This is a genomic window from Streptomyces sp. SJL17-4, from assembly GCF_036826855.1.
Taxonomy (GTDB): domain Bacteria; phylum Actinomycetota; class Actinomycetes; order Streptomycetales; family Streptomycetaceae; genus Streptomyces.
On the sequence record NZ_CP104578.1, the window covers coordinates 1,471,397 to 1,489,445 of the forward strand.

Annotated in this window: 18 protein-coding genes; 9 read left to right on the plus strand and 9 right to left on the minus strand. The window is 72.1% G+C overall.

Annotated features, from left to right (window positions below; genetic code table 11):
• Window positions 1-6 precede the first annotated feature (6 nt).
• From N5875_RS06560 to N5875_RS06575, 4 genes are read right to left on the minus strand one after another with little or no spacing between them, the layout of a single operon-like run.
• On the minus strand, window positions 7-2,181 hold the full coding sequence (locus N5875_RS06560; protein WP_338492207.1) for a 3-hydroxyacyl-CoA dehydrogenase NAD-binding domain-containing protein: 2,175 nt from the start codon (window positions 2,179-2,181) through the stop codon (window positions 7-9).
• A gap of 47 nt (window positions 2,182-2,228) precedes the next feature.
• Complete coding sequence (locus N5875_RS06565; protein WP_338492208.1) at window positions 2,229-3,443, minus strand: acetyl-CoA C-acetyltransferase; 1,215 nt, start codon at window positions 3,441-3,443, stop codon at window positions 2,229-2,231.
• A 47-nt stretch (window positions 3,444-3,490) separates the two neighbouring features.
• Window positions 3,491-4,642, minus strand: coding sequence for an acyl-CoA dehydrogenase family protein (locus N5875_RS06570; RefSeq protein ID WP_338492210.1), 1,152 nt, complete (start codon window positions 4,640-4,642; stop codon window positions 3,491-3,493).
• Between the two features lie 31 nt (window positions 4,643-4,673).
• Complete coding sequence (locus N5875_RS06575; RefSeq protein ID WP_338492211.1) at window positions 4,674-5,831, minus strand: CaiB/BaiF CoA-transferase family protein; 1,158 nt, start codon at window positions 5,829-5,831, stop codon at window positions 4,674-4,676.
• A gap of 228 nt (window positions 5,832-6,059) precedes the next feature.
• On the opposite strand from N5875_RS06575, the gene N5875_RS06580 reads away from it, so the two are divergent.
• Complete coding sequence (locus N5875_RS06580; RefSeq protein ID WP_338492212.1) at window positions 6,060-7,409, plus strand: saccharopine dehydrogenase NADP-binding domain-containing protein; 1,350 nt, start codon at window positions 6,060-6,062, stop codon at window positions 7,407-7,409.
• A gap of 41 nt (window positions 7,410-7,450) precedes the next feature.
• Here N5875_RS06580 and N5875_RS06585 read toward each other — a convergent pair whose 3' ends face one another.
• On the minus strand, window positions 7,451-7,822 hold the full coding sequence (locus N5875_RS06585; protein WP_318209714.1) for a VOC family protein: 372 nt from the start codon (window positions 7,820-7,822) through the stop codon (window positions 7,451-7,453).
• Window positions 7,823-8,093: 271 nt separating this feature from the next.
• A complete protein-coding gene (locus tag N5875_RS06590) occupies window positions 8,094-8,789 on the minus strand; it encodes an endonuclease V (protein ID WP_338492214.1) in 696 nt (231 codons plus the stop codon).
• A 142-nt stretch (window positions 8,790-8,931) separates the two neighbouring features.
• On the opposite strand from N5875_RS06590, the gene N5875_RS06595 reads away from it, so the two are divergent.
• The gene (locus tag N5875_RS06595; RefSeq protein ID WP_318209716.1) at window positions 8,932-9,231 is read left to right on the plus strand and encodes a YciI family protein; all 300 of its coding nucleotides are present in this window, start codon (window positions 8,932-8,934) and stop codon (window positions 9,229-9,231) included.
• Window positions 9,232-9,279: 48 nt separating this feature from the next.
• Here N5875_RS06595 and N5875_RS06600 read toward each other — a convergent pair whose 3' ends face one another.
• Entirely contained in the window at window positions 9,280-10,377 is a 1,098-nt protein-coding gene (locus N5875_RS06600; RefSeq protein ID WP_338492215.1) for an oxidoreductase, read from the minus strand.
• A gap of 76 nt (window positions 10,378-10,453) precedes the next feature.
• Between N5875_RS06600 and N5875_RS06605 the strand changes: the two genes are divergently transcribed.
• From N5875_RS06605 to N5875_RS06615, 3 genes are all read left to right on the plus strand, one after another.
• Complete coding sequence (locus tag N5875_RS06605) at window positions 10,454-10,999, plus strand: (4Fe-4S)-binding protein (protein WP_338492216.1); 546 nt, start codon at window positions 10,454-10,456, stop codon at window positions 10,997-10,999.
• Window positions 11,000-11,192: 193 nt separating this feature from the next.
• Window positions 11,193-11,609 carry an SsgA family sporulation/cell division regulator gene (locus N5875_RS06610; RefSeq protein WP_318209719.1) on the plus strand — a complete coding sequence of 139 codons (417 nt, stop codon included), beginning with the start codon at window positions 11,193-11,195 and terminating at the stop codon, window positions 11,607-11,609.
• Between the two features lie 252 nt (window positions 11,610-11,861).
• Complete coding sequence (locus tag N5875_RS06615; protein ID WP_318209720.1) at window positions 11,862-13,505, plus strand: ABC-F family ATP-binding cassette domain-containing protein; 1,644 nt, start codon at window positions 11,862-11,864, stop codon at window positions 13,503-13,505.
• Window positions 13,506-13,537: 32 nt separating this feature from the next.
• Here the strand turns inward: N5875_RS06615 and N5875_RS06620 are convergent, their stop codons facing one another.
• On the minus strand, window positions 13,538-14,011 hold the full coding sequence (locus N5875_RS06620) for an ATP-binding protein (RefSeq protein ID WP_338492218.1): 474 nt from the start codon (window positions 14,009-14,011) through the stop codon (window positions 13,538-13,540).
• 167 nt (window positions 14,012-14,178) lie between these two features.
• On the opposite strand from N5875_RS06620, the gene N5875_RS06625 reads away from it, so the two are divergent.
• The 3 genes from N5875_RS06625 (at window position 14,179) to N5875_RS06635 (ending at window position 16,583) form a co-directional block, all read left to right on the plus strand.
• The gene (locus N5875_RS06625; protein WP_338492220.1) at window positions 14,179-15,030 is read left to right on the plus strand and encodes a helix-turn-helix transcriptional regulator; all 852 of its coding nucleotides are present in this window, start codon (window positions 14,179-14,181) and stop codon (window positions 15,028-15,030) included.
• Between the two features lie 102 nt (window positions 15,031-15,132).
• Window positions 15,133-15,315 (plus strand): hypothetical protein, encoded by a 183-nt coding sequence (locus N5875_RS06630; protein WP_338499099.1) that lies wholly within the window; start codon window positions 15,133-15,135, stop codon window positions 15,313-15,315.
• 293 nt (window positions 15,316-15,608) lie between these two features.
• Entirely contained in the window at window positions 15,609-16,583 is a 975-nt protein-coding gene (locus N5875_RS06635) for an acyl-ACP desaturase (RefSeq protein WP_318209724.1), read from the plus strand.
• Between the two features lie 151 nt (window positions 16,584-16,734).
• Here the strand turns inward: N5875_RS06635 and N5875_RS06640 are convergent, their stop codons facing one another.
• Window positions 16,735-16,992: a WhiB family transcriptional regulator gene (locus N5875_RS06640; protein WP_318209725.1), complete on the minus strand. Its 258-nt coding sequence runs from the start codon at window positions 16,990-16,992 to the stop codon at window positions 16,735-16,737.
• 255 nt (window positions 16,993-17,247) lie between these two features.
• Here N5875_RS06640 and N5875_RS06645 point away from each other — a divergent pair, with 255 nt between their 5' ends.
• Window positions 17,248-18,042: an IclR family transcriptional regulator gene (locus tag N5875_RS06645; protein ID WP_318209726.1), complete on the plus strand. Its 795-nt coding sequence runs from the start codon at window positions 17,248-17,250 to the stop codon at window positions 18,040-18,042.
• The last annotated feature ends 7 nt before the right edge of the window (window positions 18,043-18,049 follow it).

The following is an 18,049-nucleotide window of genomic DNA, read 5'->3' on the forward strand; positions in this document are numbered from 1 at the left end:
CACCGCTCAGGCGTCGGTGAAGACCTCGCCCCGCTCGGCCTTCTCCAGCAGGAGCGCGGGCGGGGTGAACCGCTCGCCGTAGGTCTCCGCCAGGTCGCGGGCGCGGGCGACGAAGCCCGCGACGCCCCCCTCGTACCCGTTGATGTACTGGAGCACGCCGCCCGTCCAGGCCGGGAAGCCGATGCCCATGATGGAGCCGATGTTGGCGTCGGCGACCGAGGTGAGGACGCCCTCCTCCAGGAGGCGGACGGTGTCCAGGGCCTCGGCGAAGAGCATCCGCTCCTGCATGTCGCGGAAGGGGATCTCGTGGCCGGGCTTGGCGAAGTGCTCGCGCAGGCCGGGCCAGAGCTTGCCGCGCCCGCCGTCCTCGCCGTACTCGTAGAAGCCCGCGCCGCCGCTGCGGCCGGGGCGGCCGAACTCGTCGACCATGCGGTCGATGACGGCCTCCCCCGGGTGCGAGACCCAGGTCCCGCCGGCCTCCTCGATCGCCCGCTTCGTCTCGTTGCGGATCTTCCGCGGCAGGGTCAGGGTCAGCTCGTCCATCAGGGAGAGGACCTTGGCCGGGTAGCCGGCCTGCGCGGCGGCCTGCTCGACCGAGGCGGGCTCGATGCCCTCGCCGACCATGGCGACGCCCTCGTTGATGAAGTGGCCGATCACCCGGGACGTGAAGAAGCCGCGCGAGTCGTTGACGACGATCGGCGTCTTGTTGATCTGCCGGACCAGGTCGAAGGCGCGGGCGAGCGCCTCGTCGCCGGTCCGCTCGCCCCTGATGATCTCGACGAGCGGCATCTTGTCGACGGGCGAGAAGAAGTGCAGTCCGATGAAGTCGCTCTGGCGCTCGACACCCTCGGCGAGGACGGAGATCGGCAGCGTCGAGGTGTTGGAGCAGAGCAGCGCGTCGGGCTCGACGACGGCCTGGATCTCCTGGAACACCTTGTGCTTGAGTGCCGTGTCCTCGAAGACCGCCTCGATGACCGCGTCGCAGCCCGCCAGGTCCCGGACCTCGGAGGTCGGGGTGATCCGGGCGAGCAGCGCGTCGGCCTTCTCCTGGGTCGTACGGCCGCGCTTGACCGCCTTGGCGCAGAGGGCCTCGGAGTAGGCCTTGCCCTTCGCCGCGGACTCGGCGGAGACGTCCTTGAGGACGACCTCGATGCCGGCGCGGGCGCAGGAGTACGCGATGCCGGCGCCCATCATGCCCGCGCCGAGGACGGCGACCTTGCGCACCGGACGGGGCTCGATGCCCTTCGGGCGGCTGGCCCCGGAGTTGACGGCCTGGAGGTCGAAGAAGAAGGCCTGGATCATGTTCTTCGCCGTCTGCCCGATGACCAGCTCGGTGAAGTAGCGGCTCTCGATGGTGAGGGCGGTCTCGAAGTCGACCTGGGAGCCCTCGACGGCGGCGGCCATGATGGCGCGCGGCGCCGGGTAGGGCGCGCCGTTCAGCTGCTTGCGCAGGTTGGCCGGGAAGGCGGGGAGGTTGGCGGCGAACCTCGGGTTCGACGGGGTGCCGCCGGGGATCTTGTAGCCGGGGACGTCCCAGGGCTGCCGGGACTCGGGGTGGGAGTCGATGAAGGCGATGGCCTTGTCCATCATCTCCTGCGGGGTGGCCGCCACCTCGTGCACGAGGCCGCTGTCGAGGGCCCGCTCGGGGGCGTACTGGGTGCCCTGGAGGAGCACCTTGAGCAGCGCGTCGGTGATGCCCATGAGGCGGACGGTACGGGCGACGCCGCCGCCGCCCGGCAGCAGGCCGAGGGTGACCTCGGGGAGGCCGATCTTGGAGCCGGGGGCGTCGAGGGCGACGCGGTGGTGGGAGGCGAGGGCGATCTCGTAGCCGCCGCCGAGGGCCGCACCGTTGATGGCGGCGACGACGGGCTTGCCGAGGGTCTCGATGCGGCGCAGCGCGCGCTTCATCTCCAGGGCGCCGTCGAAGATGTCCTGGGCGTTCTCGGGGCCCGCCTTGACCATGTCCTTGAGGTCGCCGCCGGCGAAGAAGGTCTTCTTCGCGGAGGTGTAGATGATGCCGCGGATGGAGTCCTTCTCGGCTTCGACGCGGTCGGCGATCGCGACGATCGAGGCCCGGAAGGCCTGGTTCATGGTGTTGGCGGACTGGTTCGGGTCGTCGAGGACGAGGGTGACGATCCCGGTCGCGTCCTGCTCCCAGCGGATGGTGGTGCTCTCGCTCATGTCTCTGCTTCTCCGTGGATCCGTGAAGAGGGGTTCGGACGGGACGGTCAGACGCGCTCGATGACGGTGGCGATGCCCATGCCGCCGCCGACGCAGAGGGTGGCGAGGCCGTAGCGCTTGTCCTGCCGCTCCAGCTCGTCGACGAGGGTGCCGAGGATCATCGCGCCGGTGGCGCCGAGCGGGTGGCCGAGCGCGATGGCGCCGCCGTTGACGTTGACCTTGTCCAGGGTGATGCCCATGTCCTTGACGAAGCGCAGGACGACGGCGGCGAAGGCCTCGTTGATCTCGATCAGGTCGATGTCGTCGATGGTGAGGCCGGCCTTGGCGAGGGCCTTGCGGGCGGCGGGGGCGGGGCCGGTCAGCATGATGGTCGGCTCGGAGCCGGAGACGGCGGCCGAGACGATCCGCGCGCGGGGGGCCAGGCCGTTCCGCTCGCCGGCCTCCTTCGAGCCGATGGCGACGAGGGAGGCGCCGTCGACGATGCCGGAGGAGTTGCCGGCGTGGTGGACGTGGTCGATCTCCTCGATCCAGTGGTACTTCTGCAGGGCGACGGCGTCGAAGCCGCCGAGTTCGCCGATGTCGGCGAAGGAGGGCTTGAGCCGGGCGAGGGAGTCGGCGGTGGTGCCGGGGCGCAGGAACTCGTCGTGGTCGAGGACGGTCAGTCCCGCGCGGTCCCTGACGGGGACGATCGACCGGGCGAAGCGGCCGTCCTTGACGGCGGCCGCGGCGCGCTCCTGGGAGAGGGCGGCGTACTCGTCGACGTCGCGGCGGGTGAAGCCCTCGATGGTGGCGATGAGGTCGGCGCCGATGCCCTGCGGGACGAAGTTGGTGTCCAGGTTGGTCATCGGGTCGGCGAACCAGGCGCCGCCGTCGGAGGCCATCGGCACCCGGGACATGGACTCGACACCACCGGCGAGGACGAGGTCCTCCCAGCCGGAGCGGACCTTCATCGCGGCCATGTTGACCGCTTCGAGGCCGGAGGCGCAGAAGCGGTTCTCCTGGACGCCGGCGACGGTGTCGGGGAGTCCGGCGGCGATGGCGGCGATCCGGGCGATGTCGGAGCCCTGGTCGCCGACGGGGCCGACGACGCCGAGGACGATGTCGTCGATGGCGGCCGGGTCGAGGCCGGGGTTACGGGTCTGGATCTCCCGGATGAGGCCGACGACCAGGTCGATCGGCTTGGTGCCGTGCAGGGATCCGTTGGCCTTGCCGCGTCCGCGCGGGGTGCGGATCGCGTCGTACACGTACGCTTCGGTGCTCACGGGAAGCCTTTCGCGATGAGGGTGGTCGATCAGGAGGGGAAGGGGCGTCAGCCGAGGAGGGAACGGCCGATGATCTCCTTCATGATCTCGGTGGTTCCGCCGTAGATGGTCTGGATCCGGCCGTCGGTGTAGGCGCGTGCGACCGGGAATTCGCTCATGTAGCCGTACCCGCCGTGCAGTTGCAGGCAGCGGTCGGCGACCCGCTTCTGGAGTTCGGTCGCCCACCACTTGGCCATGGAGGCGTGGACGGCGTCCAGCCCGGCCCCGTCCGGGTCGCTGTGCTCCTCGATGCAGCGGTCGACGAACGTGCGGGTGACGGCGCACTCGGTGGCCATCTCGGCGATCTCGAAGCGGATGTGCTGGAGCCGGGAGAGCGGGCGTCCGAAGGCCTCGCGCTCCTTGACGTACGTGGTGGTGATCTCCAGGAGGTGTTCGGCGGCGGCGATACCGGCGACGGCGATGGCCATCCGTTCCTGGGCGAGGTTGGTCATCAGGTGGACGAAGGCGCCGTTGAGCTCGCCGAGCAGGTTCTCCTTGGGGACGCGCACGTCGTTGAAGAACAGTTCGGCGGTGTCCTGGGACTTCTGGCCGATCTTGTCGAGGTTCCGGCCGCGCTCGAAGCCCTCCGCGCCGCGCTCGACGACGAGGAGGGAGAGTCCGCGGGCGCCGCCCTCGGGGGTGGTCCGGGCGACGACGACCACGAGGTCGGCGAGGATGCCGTTGGAGATGAAGGTCTTGGAGCCGTTGAGGATCCAGTGGTCGCCGTGGTCCTCGGCCGTCGTACGGATGCCCTGGAGGTCGGAGCCGGCGCCGGGTTCCGTCATGGCGATCGCGGTGATGGTCTCGCCGGAGCAGAAGCCGGGCAGCCAGCGCCGCTTCTGCTCCTCGGTGCCGAGCGAGGTGAGGTACGGGCCGATGATGTCGTTGTGCAGGCCGATGGCGAGCCCGGGGGTGCCGGCCCGGGTGAACTCCTCGGCGAGGACGGACGCGTAGCGGAAGTCGGGGTTGCCGCCGCCCCCGTACTCCTCGTCGACGGCGATGCCGAGGAGGCCCTGCCGTCCGGCGGCGAGCCAGACCTCGCGGGAGACGATGCCGTCCTTCTCCCACTGCTCGTAGTGGGGCAGCACCTCCTTCTCCAGGAAGGTCCGGACGGTGGCCCGGAAGGCCTCGTGGTCGGCGGTGTACAGCTGGCGCTTCATACGGCGGTCTCCTGGGTCTGGGTCGGGCGGGTCACGCGTCGGAGGGCTGGGGCGGGGTCGTGCTCTCCAGGGCGGGTACGGCCCAGTCGCGGGCGACCTCGGCGGTGTCGGCGCCGGGCAGGGCGGGTCCCCTGCGGAGGGTGCCCGGGGTGGCGGAGAAGCGGGGCGCGGGGGCGGGCTGGGCGATGCCGTCCCGCTCGGTGAAGGTGCCGCGGGCTGCGAGGTGGGGGTGGGCCGGGGCCTCGCGCATCGAGAGGACGGGGGCCACGCAGGCGTCACTGCCGTCGAAGACGGCGGTCCACTCCTCGCGGGTACGGCTCCGGAAGCGGTCGGCGACGGCCTTGCGCAGTTCGGGCCAGCGGCCGAAGTCACGACGGGCGGGGGCGATCTCCTCGACGCCGAGGAGGCGGACGAACTCCGCGTAGAACTGCTCCTCCAGGGCGCCGACCGCCATGTGCCCGCCGTCGGAGGTCTCGTAGACGCCGTAGAAGGGGCACCCGCCGTCCAGGAGGTTGACGCCCCGCCTGTCCTGCCAGCCGCCGGCGGCGAGCATGCCGTGGATCATGGTGGTGAGGTGGGCGGTGCCGTCGACGATCGCCGCGTCGACGACCTGGCCCTCGCCGTGCGCGCGGGCGTGCTGGAGGGCGGCGAGGACGCCGACGACGAGGTAGAGCGAGCCGCCCGCGTAGTCGCCGACGAGGTTGGCGGGGATGGTGGGCGGGCCGTCCGGGTCGGGGCCGATCATGCCGAGGGCACCGGTGATCGCGATGTAGCCGATGTCGTGTCCGGCGGTCGCGGCGAGCGGCCCGTCCTGGCCCCAGCCGGTCATCCGGCCGTAGACGAGGCGCGGATTGCGGGCGAGGCAGGCGTCGGGGCCGACGCCGAGGCGTTCGGCGACGCCGGGCCGGTAGCCCTCGATGAGGATGTCGGCGCGTTCGACGAGGTCGAGGACGGTGGCGGAGCCGTCCGCCGCCTTGAGGTCGACGACGGCCGAGCGCTTGTTGCGGTTGGTGAGGTCGCGGGCCGGGTCGATGCCCAGGCCGGGACCTCCCGGGCGGTCGACGCGGACGACGTCGGCGCCGAGGTCGGCGAGGAGCATCGCGGCGAAGGGGCCGGGGCCGATGCCGGCGAGTTCGACCACGCGTACCCCGGTGAGCGGGCCGTTCCCGGCGGTGTGCGTCGTGCTCATCGAGCCCCCAGGCATGTGTGACACCAATGATGTAACACCGGAGATGCTAGGAACGTGTTCCACTCGGCACAAGCCCCCCGGCCGAGCAAGCGCTTGGAAATTACCGGAGGGGAGTGGGTGGGGTAACCGGGGGTAGGGCGGCAGGGGAGCACGGCGTGGGACCCGCTATCCTCCGCCGACGACGAGAACCGCGCACGGCGGCGCGGTACGGCCGAAACGAGGGGCTGTATGGACACAGGGGCGGACGCGGGGCGCGGGGCCGACGCGGGCAACGGTTCCGGGCCGGAGAGCGGTTCCGGGCGGAAGGCCGGGTCCCGGCGGGAGAGCGGGTCCGGGCCGGAGACCGGTTCCGGGCCGGAGACCGGGTCCCGGCAGTATCCGGAGACCGGGACCGGGTCGGAGGCCGGGGCCCGGCCGTATGACGTCGTTCTCTTCGGGGCGACCGGATTCGTCGGGGAACTCACCGCCGAGTATCTGGCCGCTCACGCGCCCGCGCGGTGCCGCTGGGCGCTCGCGGGGCGCAACCGGGCCGGCCTCACGGCGCTGCGCGAGCGGCTGACCGCCCGATGGCCGCACTGCGCCGAGCTGCCGCTGGTCGTCGCCGACGCCGCCGACCCCGGCTCGCTGCGCGAACTCGCCGAGTCCGCCCGGGTGGTGGCCACGACGGTCGGCCCCTACGTCTGGTACGGAGACGGGCTCGTCGGCGCGTGCGCCGAGGCAGGCACGGACTATCTGGACCTGACCGGCGAGGCCGAGTTCGTCGACCTGACCTACGTACGGCACGATGCCCGCGCCCGGGAGACCGGCGCCCGCATCGTGCACGCCTGCGGCTTCGACTCCGTCCCGCACGACCTGGGCGTGTACTTCACCGTCCAGCAGCTCCCGGAGGACATACCGCTCCGCGTGGACGGCTTCGTCCGGGTCGGGGCGCAGTTCTCCGGCGGCACCTTCGCGTCCGCCCTGACCGCACTGGGCCGGGGCCGGGAGATGCTGCGGGCGGCGCACGAACGGCGGCTGCACGAACCGCGGTTGGTGGAGCGCCGGGCCCGCGCGCCGCTGGCCGGGCCGCGGTTCAGCCGGGAGACCGGGACCTGGGCGCTGCCGCTCCCGACGCTCGACCCGCAGGTCGTGGCCCGTTCGGCCGCGGCCCTCGACCGGTACGGCCCGGACTTCCGCTACCGGCACTACGCCTCCGTGAAGACGCTCCCGATGGCCCTCGGGGGCGCCGTGGCCGTCGGCGCGAGCGCGGCGGCGGCCCAACTTCCGCCGGTCCGCGCCTGGCTGATGAAGCGTTACCAGGCAGGGCAGGGACCGTCCGCCGAGCGGCGGGCACGCAGCTGGTTCTCGGTGCGCTTCGTCGGCGAGGGCGGCGGACGCCGGGTGTTCACCGAGGTCTCGGGCGGTGACCCGGGGTACGACGAGACGGCGAAGATGCTCGCCGAGTCGGCGCTCAGCCTCGCCTTCGACCCGCTGCCGAAGACATCGGGCCAGGTGACGACAGCGGTGGCGATGGGCGACGCGCTCATCGACCGGCTCCGGTCGGCGGGCATCCGCTTCCGGGTGGCGCACCGGGGCTGAGCAGCCCTGCCGGGCGACGCGGGCCGACGGTACGGGAGGGGTCAGGGCCGTACGAGACGGAAGGGATGGCCCGCGGGGTCGGCGTAGACCCGCCAGGCCGCGTCGCCACCGCCGTCGTCGAGCGGCTCGGCCCCGAGCGCGAGGACGGCCTCGTGGGCGGCGTCGAGGTCGTCGACCCGCACGTCGAGGTGGAACTGCTGCTCGGGCGCACCCCAGACGGGCGGCCGGTGATCGGCCACGCCCTGGAAGGCGAGGACGGGTCCGCCGTCACCGCGCAACACCGCTGACCCCTCACCGACGGCCCACCGGGGCTCGGGGCTCTCCACCTCGCCGCCGATCAACGTCCGGTAGAACTCGGCGAGTTCCCATGCGTCGGGGCAGTCGAGGACGAGGCACCGCAGACGCCCGATCACACCGACGCCCGGTCGACGAGAACGGACGGCATGACGCGGACCCCGGCCGGGACGACCGCAACGGCCCCGGCGGGGATCGGGTTCGGGCCGCGCCCCGCGGAACGCGACGAAACGGAAAGGGGTGTTGTCATGCCCCCACTCTGCCGGTCGCCCGCACGGCCCGGTATCCGTACAGGTACTCACGCTACTCAGCCGATCACTCACCCGAGGGCGCCCGGCGGGCGTCCCGCTCCCCCCGACCGCCTCGGTCAGGCGTCCCCGACCGCCTCGGTCAGGCGTCGCCGAGGGCCTCCTTCAGTGCGCGGCGGCACAGGGAGTCCGCGTGGCGGGTCGTTTCGGGGATGCGGTAACGGGGGGCGAGGTGGAGGGTGTGGGCGCAGGCCCGGGACAGGGATACCCGGTGGCCGACGGAGACGAAGACCGGCTTCACCCCGGCCCGGGTGCGCAGGGCCCTGCCGACCTCCTCGCCGGCGGCCAGGAGCGGGGCGAAGTCACCGCGCCCCGGGCCGGGTTGCTCATAGGTGAAGGTGAACGGGTTCTTCGCGACCCCGATCGACGGCCGGTCCGTGAGCACCCCGAGGTGGCTGGCGAGGCCGAAGCGGCGGGGATGGGCGAGGCCGTAGCCGTCGCAGACGAGCAGGCCGGGGTCGGCGGTCAGGCGGGCGAGCGCGGCGAGGACCGTCGGGATCTCCCGGAAGGCGAGCAGCCCGGGGACGTACGGGAACGAGACCCGACCGACCGCCGTGGCCTCCTCCACCACCTCCAGGGTCCGCGCGTCCAGGACGACGGCCGCGGCGGCGACGAGATCGCGTGCGTCGTCATAGGCCACGTCCAGCCCCGTGACATGCCCTTCGCCGACCGCCGGCCCCTCCTCGTCGCGTACGAGACGTCCGCGCAGCTCCTGCTGGACGGCCCGGGCGGCGGTCTCGTCGGCGGGCCAGCCCGCCGGAATCTCGATGATCGTCATGATGCGGGCCACCCTATGTTCGCCCGCAGACCGGCTCCCAGCCCCGTCACCGACCGGCTCCCGGTCCCCGTGTCGGCCCGTCCGGGTCCGGGGGGTGGGACGGCCCGCGGGGACCCGGGCCGCGCCCGGTAGCCTGCCGGTCATGTTCGTACTGGAATTGACCTACACCGCGCCCGTCGAGCGCGTGGACGCGCTGCTCGACGCGCACATCGAGTGGCTCGACGCGCAGTACGCCGCCGGTGTCATCGTCGCCTCGGGGCGCAAGAACCCGCGCGACGGCGGTGTGATCCTGGCCGCCGGGGTCGACCGCGCGGAGATCGAGAAGATCGTGGCGGCCGACCCGTTCAGCGTCGAGGGCGTCTGCGCGTACCGGATCACGGAGTTCTACGCGACCAGGACGGCCGAGGGACTCGCCGCGTTCCGGGAGCAGCTTCCCTCCTGACGGCCCTTCCCGCCGCGCCCGTCGCCCCTCGCTTCATGCCCTCTCCGGCTAGCGGCGGCCCAGCCGGGCGATCCTGCCCTTCTCTCCGGCCGCCCAGCATGAGCCGTCCGGCGTGCAGTCCACCGTGTCGTACGAGCCGGTGTCCACGGTGCGCCAGGTGCGGCCGCCGTCGGTGGTGAGGTCCGTGCCGGTCGGGCCGACGGCGAGTGCCGCGTTCCTGCTGTGCGGGAGCCAGGCGACGCCGGAGCGGTACGCGGGCGGCGGGGTGGCCGAGGCGTGCCAGCCCCGGCCCCCGTCCCCGGTGACCGCGCCGGCCTGCGGGGACGGCTGGTCCTTGCGGTAGTCGCCGCCGACGGCGATGCCGTGTGCCCGGTCGCGGAAGGCGAGGCCGAAGACACCACGGGCCGGGTCCCCCGCCGGGATCGGCGTGACGGTGGCGGTCCAGGTCAGCCCCCGGTCGCCGGAGTGGAGCACGCGCGCGGTGGCGCCGCCGCCCGTCGCCAGCCATACGTCCCGCGGGCCGGCCGACACCAGGCACTGGCCGCTCGCCGCGAAGCCCGCCTCGCCGGGGAGCGCCTCCGGCATCCCGGCGTTCGGGAGCACCTGCCAGGAACGGCCGCCGTCGCGGGTGGCGAGGATGCGGTACCTGCCGTCGACCGGGTCGCTCATGGCGAGTCCGTGCCGGCGGTCGAAGAAGGTCATGCAGTCGTAGAAGGCCCGCGGATCGGTGTTGCGGAAGGACTCGGTCCAGGTGGTGCCGCCGTCCTCGGTGCGCAGTACGCGCGAGGCCTCGCCCTCCCCGATGGCGAGGACGACGGCCCGGCGGGCGTCGAACGCCTCCACGTCCCGGAACTCCAGCTCGCCCGCGCCCGGCGGCGAGACGTTTCGCCAGCTGCGGCCGCCGTCGGTGGTCCGCAGCACCGTGCCCTTGGAGCCCGCGGCCCACGCGGTCCGGCGGTCGACGGGCGCGAGTCCGCGGAAACGGGCGTCGGTACCGGTCGGCGTCAGCTCCCAGCCGGCCGCGTTCTCGTCGGTCGCTGCCGTGGGGGTCTCCCCGGCTCGCGCGGGCACGGCCAGGGTCAGCGCGAGCGCCGCCCCGATCAGTCCCACCGACATCATTCGTCTCGTGTTCCCCTTGGACGTCATGGCGCCGGAAGCTAGTGCCCCCGGCCCCTCCCCGTCCAGGGTGCGTCCCGCGCCCGGCGTTCCTAGGCTGGGTGCCATGACCGACCGTACGAGCGAGCGGGCGCCCGACGAGACGCCGAAGCTCAAAGAGTACGAGGGCGAGGGCATCACCGTCACGTTCGAGCCGCGCCGGTGTCTGCACGCGGCCGAGTGCGTGCACGGGCTGCCCGAGGTCTTCGATCTCTCCCGGCGTCCGTGGGTGCTGCCCGACGCCGCCGAGGCCGGTCTGGTGGCGGAGGTCGTCCGCCGGTGCCCCTCCGGGGCGCTGCAGTACCACCCGGCGGACGGCTCCGTCGAGCACCCCGACACCCCCACCTCCGTCGAACACCCCGACACCCCCACCTCCGTCGAGCACCCCGACACCCCCACCTCCGTCGAGCGCCCCGACTCCCCTACCTCCGTCCGCCGGACGCCGTCCGGTCAGCTCGTGATGCGCGGGGACCTGCTCGTGAGCGGCGCGCACGGCGACCGGCGCGAGACACGGGTGATGCTCTGTGGCTGCGGAGTCTCCGGAAACCAGCCGTATTGCGACCACTCCGGCCCCTGCGCCGAGCCGGACGACGACCTCCCGGACCAGCGCTGACCTGTTCTGCCCCCTTCTGACCTGCGCCAACCCGTTCGGCGCGCCGTCGTACACGACCCCTGGCGCAGCCGTGACGCAGCTCACGTACATCCGGAGTGCACGTTCCGGCCGCTCCGCTCGTCTTGTCAGGTGTCAGGTGCCCTGGTGTCGGGGAGACGCACAGGATCCGAAGTCCGTGTGAAAGGAGCCGGTCGTGTCCGCCGTCATCGAGCAGGCCGTCAAGGCCCGTCTGGTCGCGTCCGCTCCACGGATGGAGACCGTCCCCGCCACGCTGCGGTACGACCGCGAGGACCCGTACGCCGTCAGCATGGCGTTCCCGCCTCCGGCGACCCTGGAGGGCGTCGAGGTCTCCTGGGCCTTCGCTCGTGAGCTGCTCGTCCAGGGCGTCGAACGCCCGGCCGGCGTCGGGGACGTACGCCTCCGTCCGTACGGCTACGACCGTACGGTGGTCGAGTTCCACGCCCCGGAAGGCGTGGCCATGGTCCATGTCCGGACCTCGGAACTGCGCCGTTTCCTGGAGCGCTCGGAACACCTGGTGCCGGCCGGGCGTGAGCACCAGTACCTGGACTGGGACCAGGATCTGGCGGAGCTGCTGCGGGAACATCCGTAGCGGTCTGCCCGTAATTCGTTTGCCTCCTTCCCTCTCCCCGGCCTACCGTTCATCACGTCCACGTCGTCGTCCGATCGGAGAAGGACGTTGCTCGTCTGAGGTTGCGAGACACCGTGCCGCGCGTGCCCCTTGTGCCGTGTGTGCCGTTCTCGACCTCGGCGTACGAGCCGTTCTTACGACAGACAGCCCGCGCCCCGGTGTCTCCACGCGTCGCATCACGCCACATCTGCGCTCACGCATCCGGAGGCCTCCATGGCGCATCACCCCACGTTCATCACCACCACCTCGCTCTCCTTCTCCTGGCCCGACGGCACCGAGGTCTTCGACGACTTCCGGCTCACGGTCGGCCCCGGCCGTACCGGGCTCGTCGGACTCAACGGCTCCGGCAAGTCCACGCTCCTGAAGCTGATCGCCGGCGAGCTGACCCCGGCTTCCGGCTCGGTCCGGGTCACCGGCGAGCTCGGCTACCTCCCTCAGAACCTGGTCCTGGACACCTCCCGGCGCGTGGACGAGATCCTCGGCATCGCCGCGAAGCGGGCTGCGCTGCACGCCATCGAGGCGGGCGACGCGGCCGAGGAGCACTTCACCGCCCTCGCCGACGACTGGGACGTCGAGGAACGGGCCCGCGCCACCCTCGACCAGCTCGGACTCGGCGCCGTCGGTCTCGACCGGACCGTCGGCGAGGTCTCGGGCGGGGAGTCCGTCCTGCTGCGCCTCGCCGCGCTGCTGCTCGCCCGGCCCGACGTGCTGCTCCTCGACGAGCCGACCAACAATCTGGACCTGCACGCCCGCGCACGGCTGTACGAGGCGGTGGAGAACTGGTCCGGGGTCCTGGTCGTGGTCAGCCACGACCGTGAACTCCTGGAGCGCGTCGACCAGATCGCCGATCTGCGGGACGGCTCCGTCGCCTGGTACGGCGGCGCCTACTCCGACTACGAGGCGGCGCTCGCCGCCGAACAGGACGCGGCGGAGCGGATGGTTCGCGTCGCCGAGGCCGACGTCCAGCGACAGAAGCGGGAACTCGCCGACTCCCAGATGAAGTTGGCCCGCCGGAAGCGGTACGGGCAGAAGAGCTTCGAGAACAAGGTCGTCCCGAAGATCGTGGCGAACAACCGCAGGAGCGAGGCCCAGGTCTCGGCCGGCAAGCACAAGGCCCTGCACACCGAGCGCCTCTCGGAGGCCCGGGAGCGGCTCGACGCCGCCGTGGAGGCGGTGCGGGACGACGACGAGATCCGCGTCGAACTGCCGCGCACCTCGGTACCACCGGGCCGCGAGGTGCTGTTCCTGCGGAACTTGGAGCTGCGGTACGGGGCCCGGGTGGCCGGCGAGTTCGAACTGCGCGGTCCGGAGCGGATCGCGCTGGTCGGCAGGAACGGCGCTGGTAAGACGACGCTGCTGCGGACGATCGCAGGGGAGCTCGAGCCGCTTTCGGGCGAGACGGAGGCACGGGTGCCGCTCCGTTTCCTGCCGCAGCGGCTCGATGTCCTCGACGACGGGTTGAGCGTGGTGGAGAACGTGGCCCGGTTCGCGCCCACGGCGACGGGGAACGCGATCAGGGCGCGGCTGGCACGGTTTCTGTTCCGGGGCTCCCGGGCGGATCAGCCCGTCGGCACCCTGTCGGGCGGAGAGCGGTTCCGGGCGACGCTCGCGGCGCTGCTCCTCGCGGAGCCGGCTCCACAGCTGCTGATGCTGGACGAACCGACGAACAATCTGGACATGGCATCGGTACGGAAGCTGACGGCGGCCCTCGACGCGTACGAAGGGGCGCTGATCGTGGCGAGCCACGACGTGACGTTCCTGGAGTCGCTGGGGATCACCCGCTGGCTGCTGCTCGACGGTGAGCTGCGGCCGACGACGGCGGAGGAGGTGCGCGGGACGGCGTCGAGCCTTCGGTAGGACCGGCTCCAGCCCCGGCTCCACTCCCGGCTCTAGCCGTGGAGTAACGCCCAGGATTTGGTGCCGCCGCCCGGAGTGAGGACGGGGGCGAGTCCCCAGTCCCCTCCGTGCGCGTCGACCGCCGCGGCCAGCAGCCACATGCTGCGGCTGCGGCGGTCGCGGCATTCCTCGGCCGCGCCGGGTGAGCGGTGGGCCGGATGCTGGTCGTACAGCACGATCCGTAGCGCCTCGTACTGCCAGCGGACGCGCAGGACCATCTCCCGGTCGGGGGTGAACCGGTAGGCCGCGGCGACGAGTTCGGAGGCGGCGAGGGCGGCGGTCTCGCAGAGGTCGTCGAGGCCGTGCCGGTCGAGGAGTGACTCGATCGACCGGCGCGCGAGTCCGGCGCAGTAGGCGCCGCCGGGGAGGAGCATGGAGTAGCTGAGGTTCTCCGTGGCGGGGGGTATGGGCCCGGCCGCGACGGCGGACGGGAGGCAACGCAGGGCGCCCTTCATCGGGTTGCTCACATTTCCTGTGCATGGGGGTGCAGGGGGGGTCCCTCCACACGGTCGGTAGCCCCGTGTGAGATTGGCGCTACCGACCGTAGCGCACGACCGGAGCACAGTGCTACTACTTGTGGGCACTTATGCCATTCCGGCCATAACGGCGTCACGCAACGAAGGGGAGATCGAGCGTGCCACCCAGGAGCAGCCCGACCGCACGACAGCAGCGACTCGGGAGCGAACTGCGCAAACTGCGCGAACAGTCGGGGATGTCGGCCCAGCAGGCCGCCGCCCTCCTGGGCGTCGACCGCACCCGTATCCCGAACATCGAGTCGGGCCGCTTCGGCATCAGCCCCGAGCGGGTCCGCACCCTCGCCTTCAACTACGGCTGCCCGGACACCGGACTCGTCGACCTCCTCGCCGCGATGGCCCACGAGCGGGACCGCGGCTGGTGGGAGGAGCACCGCGGACTCCTGCCGCCCGCGCTGATCGACATCGCGGAACTTGAGCACCACGCCCGGGAGTTGCACACCGCCGTCACCACCCACATCCCGGGCATCCTGCAGACCGAGGACCACGCGCGGGCCGTCTTCGACACGGCCGTGCCCCCACTGCCGGGCCCCGATCTGGAGGCCAGGCTCGCCCTGCGGATCCGCCGCCAGGAGATCCTCGACCGGGACCGGCCCGTCCCGTACGAGGCGGTGATCCACGAGGCGGCGCTGCGCATGCAGTTCGGCGGACCGAAGGTCGCCAGGGAGCAGCTGGAACACATCGTGGCGCAATCCGAGCGGGACAACGTCGCCGTGCGCGTCATCCCCTTCACCGCGGGGGGTTTCCCCGGAGCGGGCCAGTCGTTCACCTATGTGGCCGCGGCCGTGGCGCAGCTCGACACCGTGCAGCTCGACTCGTCCCACGGCTCCCTCCTCCTCGATACCGATATGCAACTACGCCGATACCGGGACCTGTTGGACCGACTGCGCGCGCTCGCCCTGCCCACGGAAGACTCACGCGCGTTCGTCCGCACCGCCGCCCAGGAACTGTGAAGGATCCCCCACACCATGAACCTCACGACCGCCGTCGCCGCCCGCACCTCCGCCGTCGCGGCCGGCGTCCCCGCCCCCCGGGCCGCCCGCCCCGCCGTCGAGATCGAATGGGACGAGGCCTTCTGCAGCGAGGGCGCCAACTGCTTCCGGTTCGGCCTCGACGACGCGGGCCGGGCGTACATCGGCTCGACCCTGGCCCCCGGCGCGTACGTCAGCGACTCGGTGGAGGCGCTGCGGGCGCTGATCTGCGCGGTGAAGGCCGGCGCCGCGGACCATCTGCTCTGAGCGGCCGGGCAGCCGCCGGACACGCGCCGGAAAGCCATCCGCTTCGGGCCGTCGGCCGACTGCGCCGAGCCGTCGGACGCCTGCTCTGCGTAGTCGTCGGAACCACCTGCACAGGGCGCCCAGGACGTGACCTGTGTCTCCGGCACCCCATCGGAGCAGCACACATAACGGAACGTAACCGGACATCGCCGGGACGGGCTTGGCCGACGCCTTACGGAGCCTTAACCTACGGTCTCGTAACCTACGAATCCGTAGGTATGCCCGTATGCCCTTCTCCGTCCCCAGGAGTCCCCGTGACACTCACCTCTCCCCACCTCGGCAGCTCGACAGGGTGGACCGACGCGCGGCTCCTCCACGCGCTGGAAGAGGTCGTGGAGAAGGAACTCAACCGGCACCTCAAGGTCACCAAGGACTGGATGCCGCACGAGTACGTGCCGTGGTCCGACGGCCGGAACTTCCCCGGCTTCTTCGAGGACGGCGAGGCCTGGGACCCGTCCCAGTCCAAGGTGACCGACATCGGCAAGATCGCCCTCGTCGTCAACTTGCTCACCGAGGACAACCTGCCGAGCTACCACCACGAGATCGCCAGCCTCTTCGGCCGCGACGGCGCCTGGGGCACCTGGGTGCACCGCTGGACCGCCGAGGAGGGCCGCCACGGCATCGTGATGCGCGACTACCTGCTCGCCTCCCGCGCCGTCGACCCGGACAAGCTGGAGCAGTTCCGGATGTCGCACATGAGCGAGGGCTTCGAGTCCGACAACCGGCACTCGATGCTGCACTCGGTGGCGTACGTCGCCTTCCAGGAGCTCGCGACCCGCATCTCGCACCGGAACACGGGCCACCAGTCCGGCGACCCGGTGTGCGACCGGATGCTGGCCCGGATCGCCACCGACGAGAACCTGCACATGGTCTTCTACCGCAACCTGCTCGGCGCGGCCTTCGAGCTCGCCCCCGACCTGACCATGCAGGCCGTGCGGGACGTCGTGGTCAACTTCCGGATGCCCGGACACGGCATGCCCGGCTTCGAGCGGGCGGCGGCGCAGATGGCGATCGGCGAGATCTACAACATGCGCATCCACCACGACGACGTGCTCCAGCCCGTCCTCCGCTTCCTGAAGGTCCTCCAGATCGAGGGCCTCGGGCCGGAGGGGCTGCAGGCGCAGGAGGAGCTGGGGCTGTACATGAACGGCCTGGACTCCGAGGCCAGCAAGTTCGACGAGAAGCTCGCCGCCCGCAAGGCCCGCATGGCCGCCCGCGCGGCAGGCTGAGCGAACGACGACACGAGACGGGCGCGGCAGGCTGATCAGCCTGCCGCGCCCGTCTCGTGTCGTCCGCCTCGATGCGCCCGCTCGCTGCGTCCGCATCGCCGCGCCCCCCCGGACCCCTCGTACCCCCGCGCCGAGGCGTCCGCGCCCCCGCTCAGCCCTCTCGGCGCTTGAGACGGAACCGCTCCTTCTCGGAGAGCCCGCCCCACACTCCGAACCGCTCGTCGTTGCTCAGCGCGTACTCCAGGCACGCCACGCGCCCCTCGCAGGCGCCGCACAGCTGCTTGGCCTCGCGGGTGGACGAGCCCGGCGCCGGGAAGAAGAACTCCGGCCCGGCCTGAGCACACAGAGCGGTCTCCTGCCAGGACATGTCGGGCTCCGGTGCGGTCAGTACGGTGGTGTAGGTCTGCATGGCGTACACGCTGCCGGAGGGCCGTAAACGAGCCATCAACGTTCGATCAATGCGATGTTCGCGGCCGTTTGCAACGCGGCGCGCCGAAACTCTTTGCCGGCCGGAACCCCGCTGCCCAAGGTCCGCAGCCCTCACCTTGCCTCCCACCATGTGGGATCGCGTATGAACGGCGTGTTTCCGACCTTGCCCAGGCCCTGATTCGGCTCCCGCCATGTGGGAGCGTGGGAGCCCGATCACCCACGGGGAGCGAATCCTATGACGACCGAGGCCGGCACCGTCCGACCCCCGGCGGGCGCCCAGGCGGTCCGCCGCGCACTGGATGTACTGCACTGTTTCCACGACAACGGGCCCGACCTGAGCGCCTCCGACCTCGCGCGACGGCTCGGGCTCTCCACGTCCACCGCGCACCGGCTCGCCCGGACCCTGCTCGGCGCGGGATTCCTGGAACAGGACGTCCGGACCGCCCGCTACCGGCTCGGCCCGGCGATGACGGAGCTGGGGCGGCTCTCGTACCACCAGCGGGGACTTCATCTGGCCGCGCCCGAGCTGTCCGATCTCGCCGAACGGACCGGCGCCACGGCCGACCTGGCCCTGCGCAGCGGCCCGCACGTGGTGATCGTGGCGGGCGGCTCGGTGACCCCGAGGGTCGGGCTGCGCCGGCCGCTGCACTCCACGGCGCTCGGCAAGGTGCTGCTGGCGTGGCCCCGGGCGGGCGAGGCAGGCCCGCGCTCGCTGCCGCCGCTGTACGCGTTCACCGAGCGGACCGCCGTGGAACCCCCCGCGCCGACCGGCGAGTTGGCCCGCGTACGGGAGGCCGGGTACGCCCTCGACGACGGCGAGTCGGCCCACGGGGTGCGCACCGTGGCCGTGCCGGTCCTGGAGCGGACGGGGCACGCGCGCTTCGCGCTCGCGGTGCGGGCGACCCCCGAGCTGATCACCGACGCCCGGCTCGACTGGTACGTCGCACAGGCTCGGGCCTGCGCCCGCGCCCTGGAGGTGCTGCTCCTCGCCCCGGGGGAGCGACGGGACCCTGGCGAACGGACCGGCTAGCCCGTAC

Bases quoted from the DNA above. Each gene is read 5' to 3' on its own strand.
- N5875_RS06595 (WP_318209716.1), top strand. From the start codon at position 8,932: ATGTTCGTACTGGAATTGACCTACACCGCGCCCGTCGAGCGCGTGGAC.
- N5875_RS06615 (WP_318209720.1), top strand. From the start codon at position 11,862: ATGGCGCATCACCCCACGTTCATCACCACCACCTCGCTCTCCTTCTCC.
- N5875_RS06605 (WP_338492216.1), top strand. From the start codon at position 10,454: ATGACCGACCGTACGAGCGAGCGGGCGCCCGACGAGACGCCGAAGCTC.
- N5875_RS06560 (WP_338492207.1), bottom strand. From the start codon at position 2,181: ATGAGCGAGAGCACCACCATCCGCTGGGAGCAGGACGCGACCGGGATC.
- N5875_RS06640 (WP_318209725.1), bottom strand. From the start codon at position 16,992: ATGCAGACCTACACCACCGTACTGACCGCACCGGAGCCCGACATGTCC.
- N5875_RS06600 (WP_338492215.1), bottom strand. From the start codon at position 10,377: ATGACGTCCAAGGGGAACACGAGACGAATGATGTCGGTGGGACTGATC.
- N5875_RS06575 (WP_338492211.1), bottom strand. From the start codon at position 5,831: ATGAGCACGACGCACACCGCCGGGAACGGCCCGCTCACCGGGGTACGC.
- N5875_RS06645 (WP_318209726.1), top strand. From the start codon at position 17,248: ATGACGACCGAGGCCGGCACCGTCCGACCCCCGGCGGGCGCCCAGGCG.
- N5875_RS06580 (WP_338492212.1), top strand. From the start codon at position 6,060: ATGGACACAGGGGCGGACGCGGGGCGCGGGGCCGACGCGGGCAACGGT.
- N5875_RS06570 (WP_338492210.1), bottom strand. From the start codon at position 4,642: ATGAAGCGCCAGCTGTACACCGCCGACCACGAGGCCTTCCGGGCCACC.
- N5875_RS06590 (WP_338492214.1), bottom strand. From the start codon at position 8,789: ATGACGATCATCGAGATTCCGGCGGGCTGGCCCGCCGACGAGACCGCC.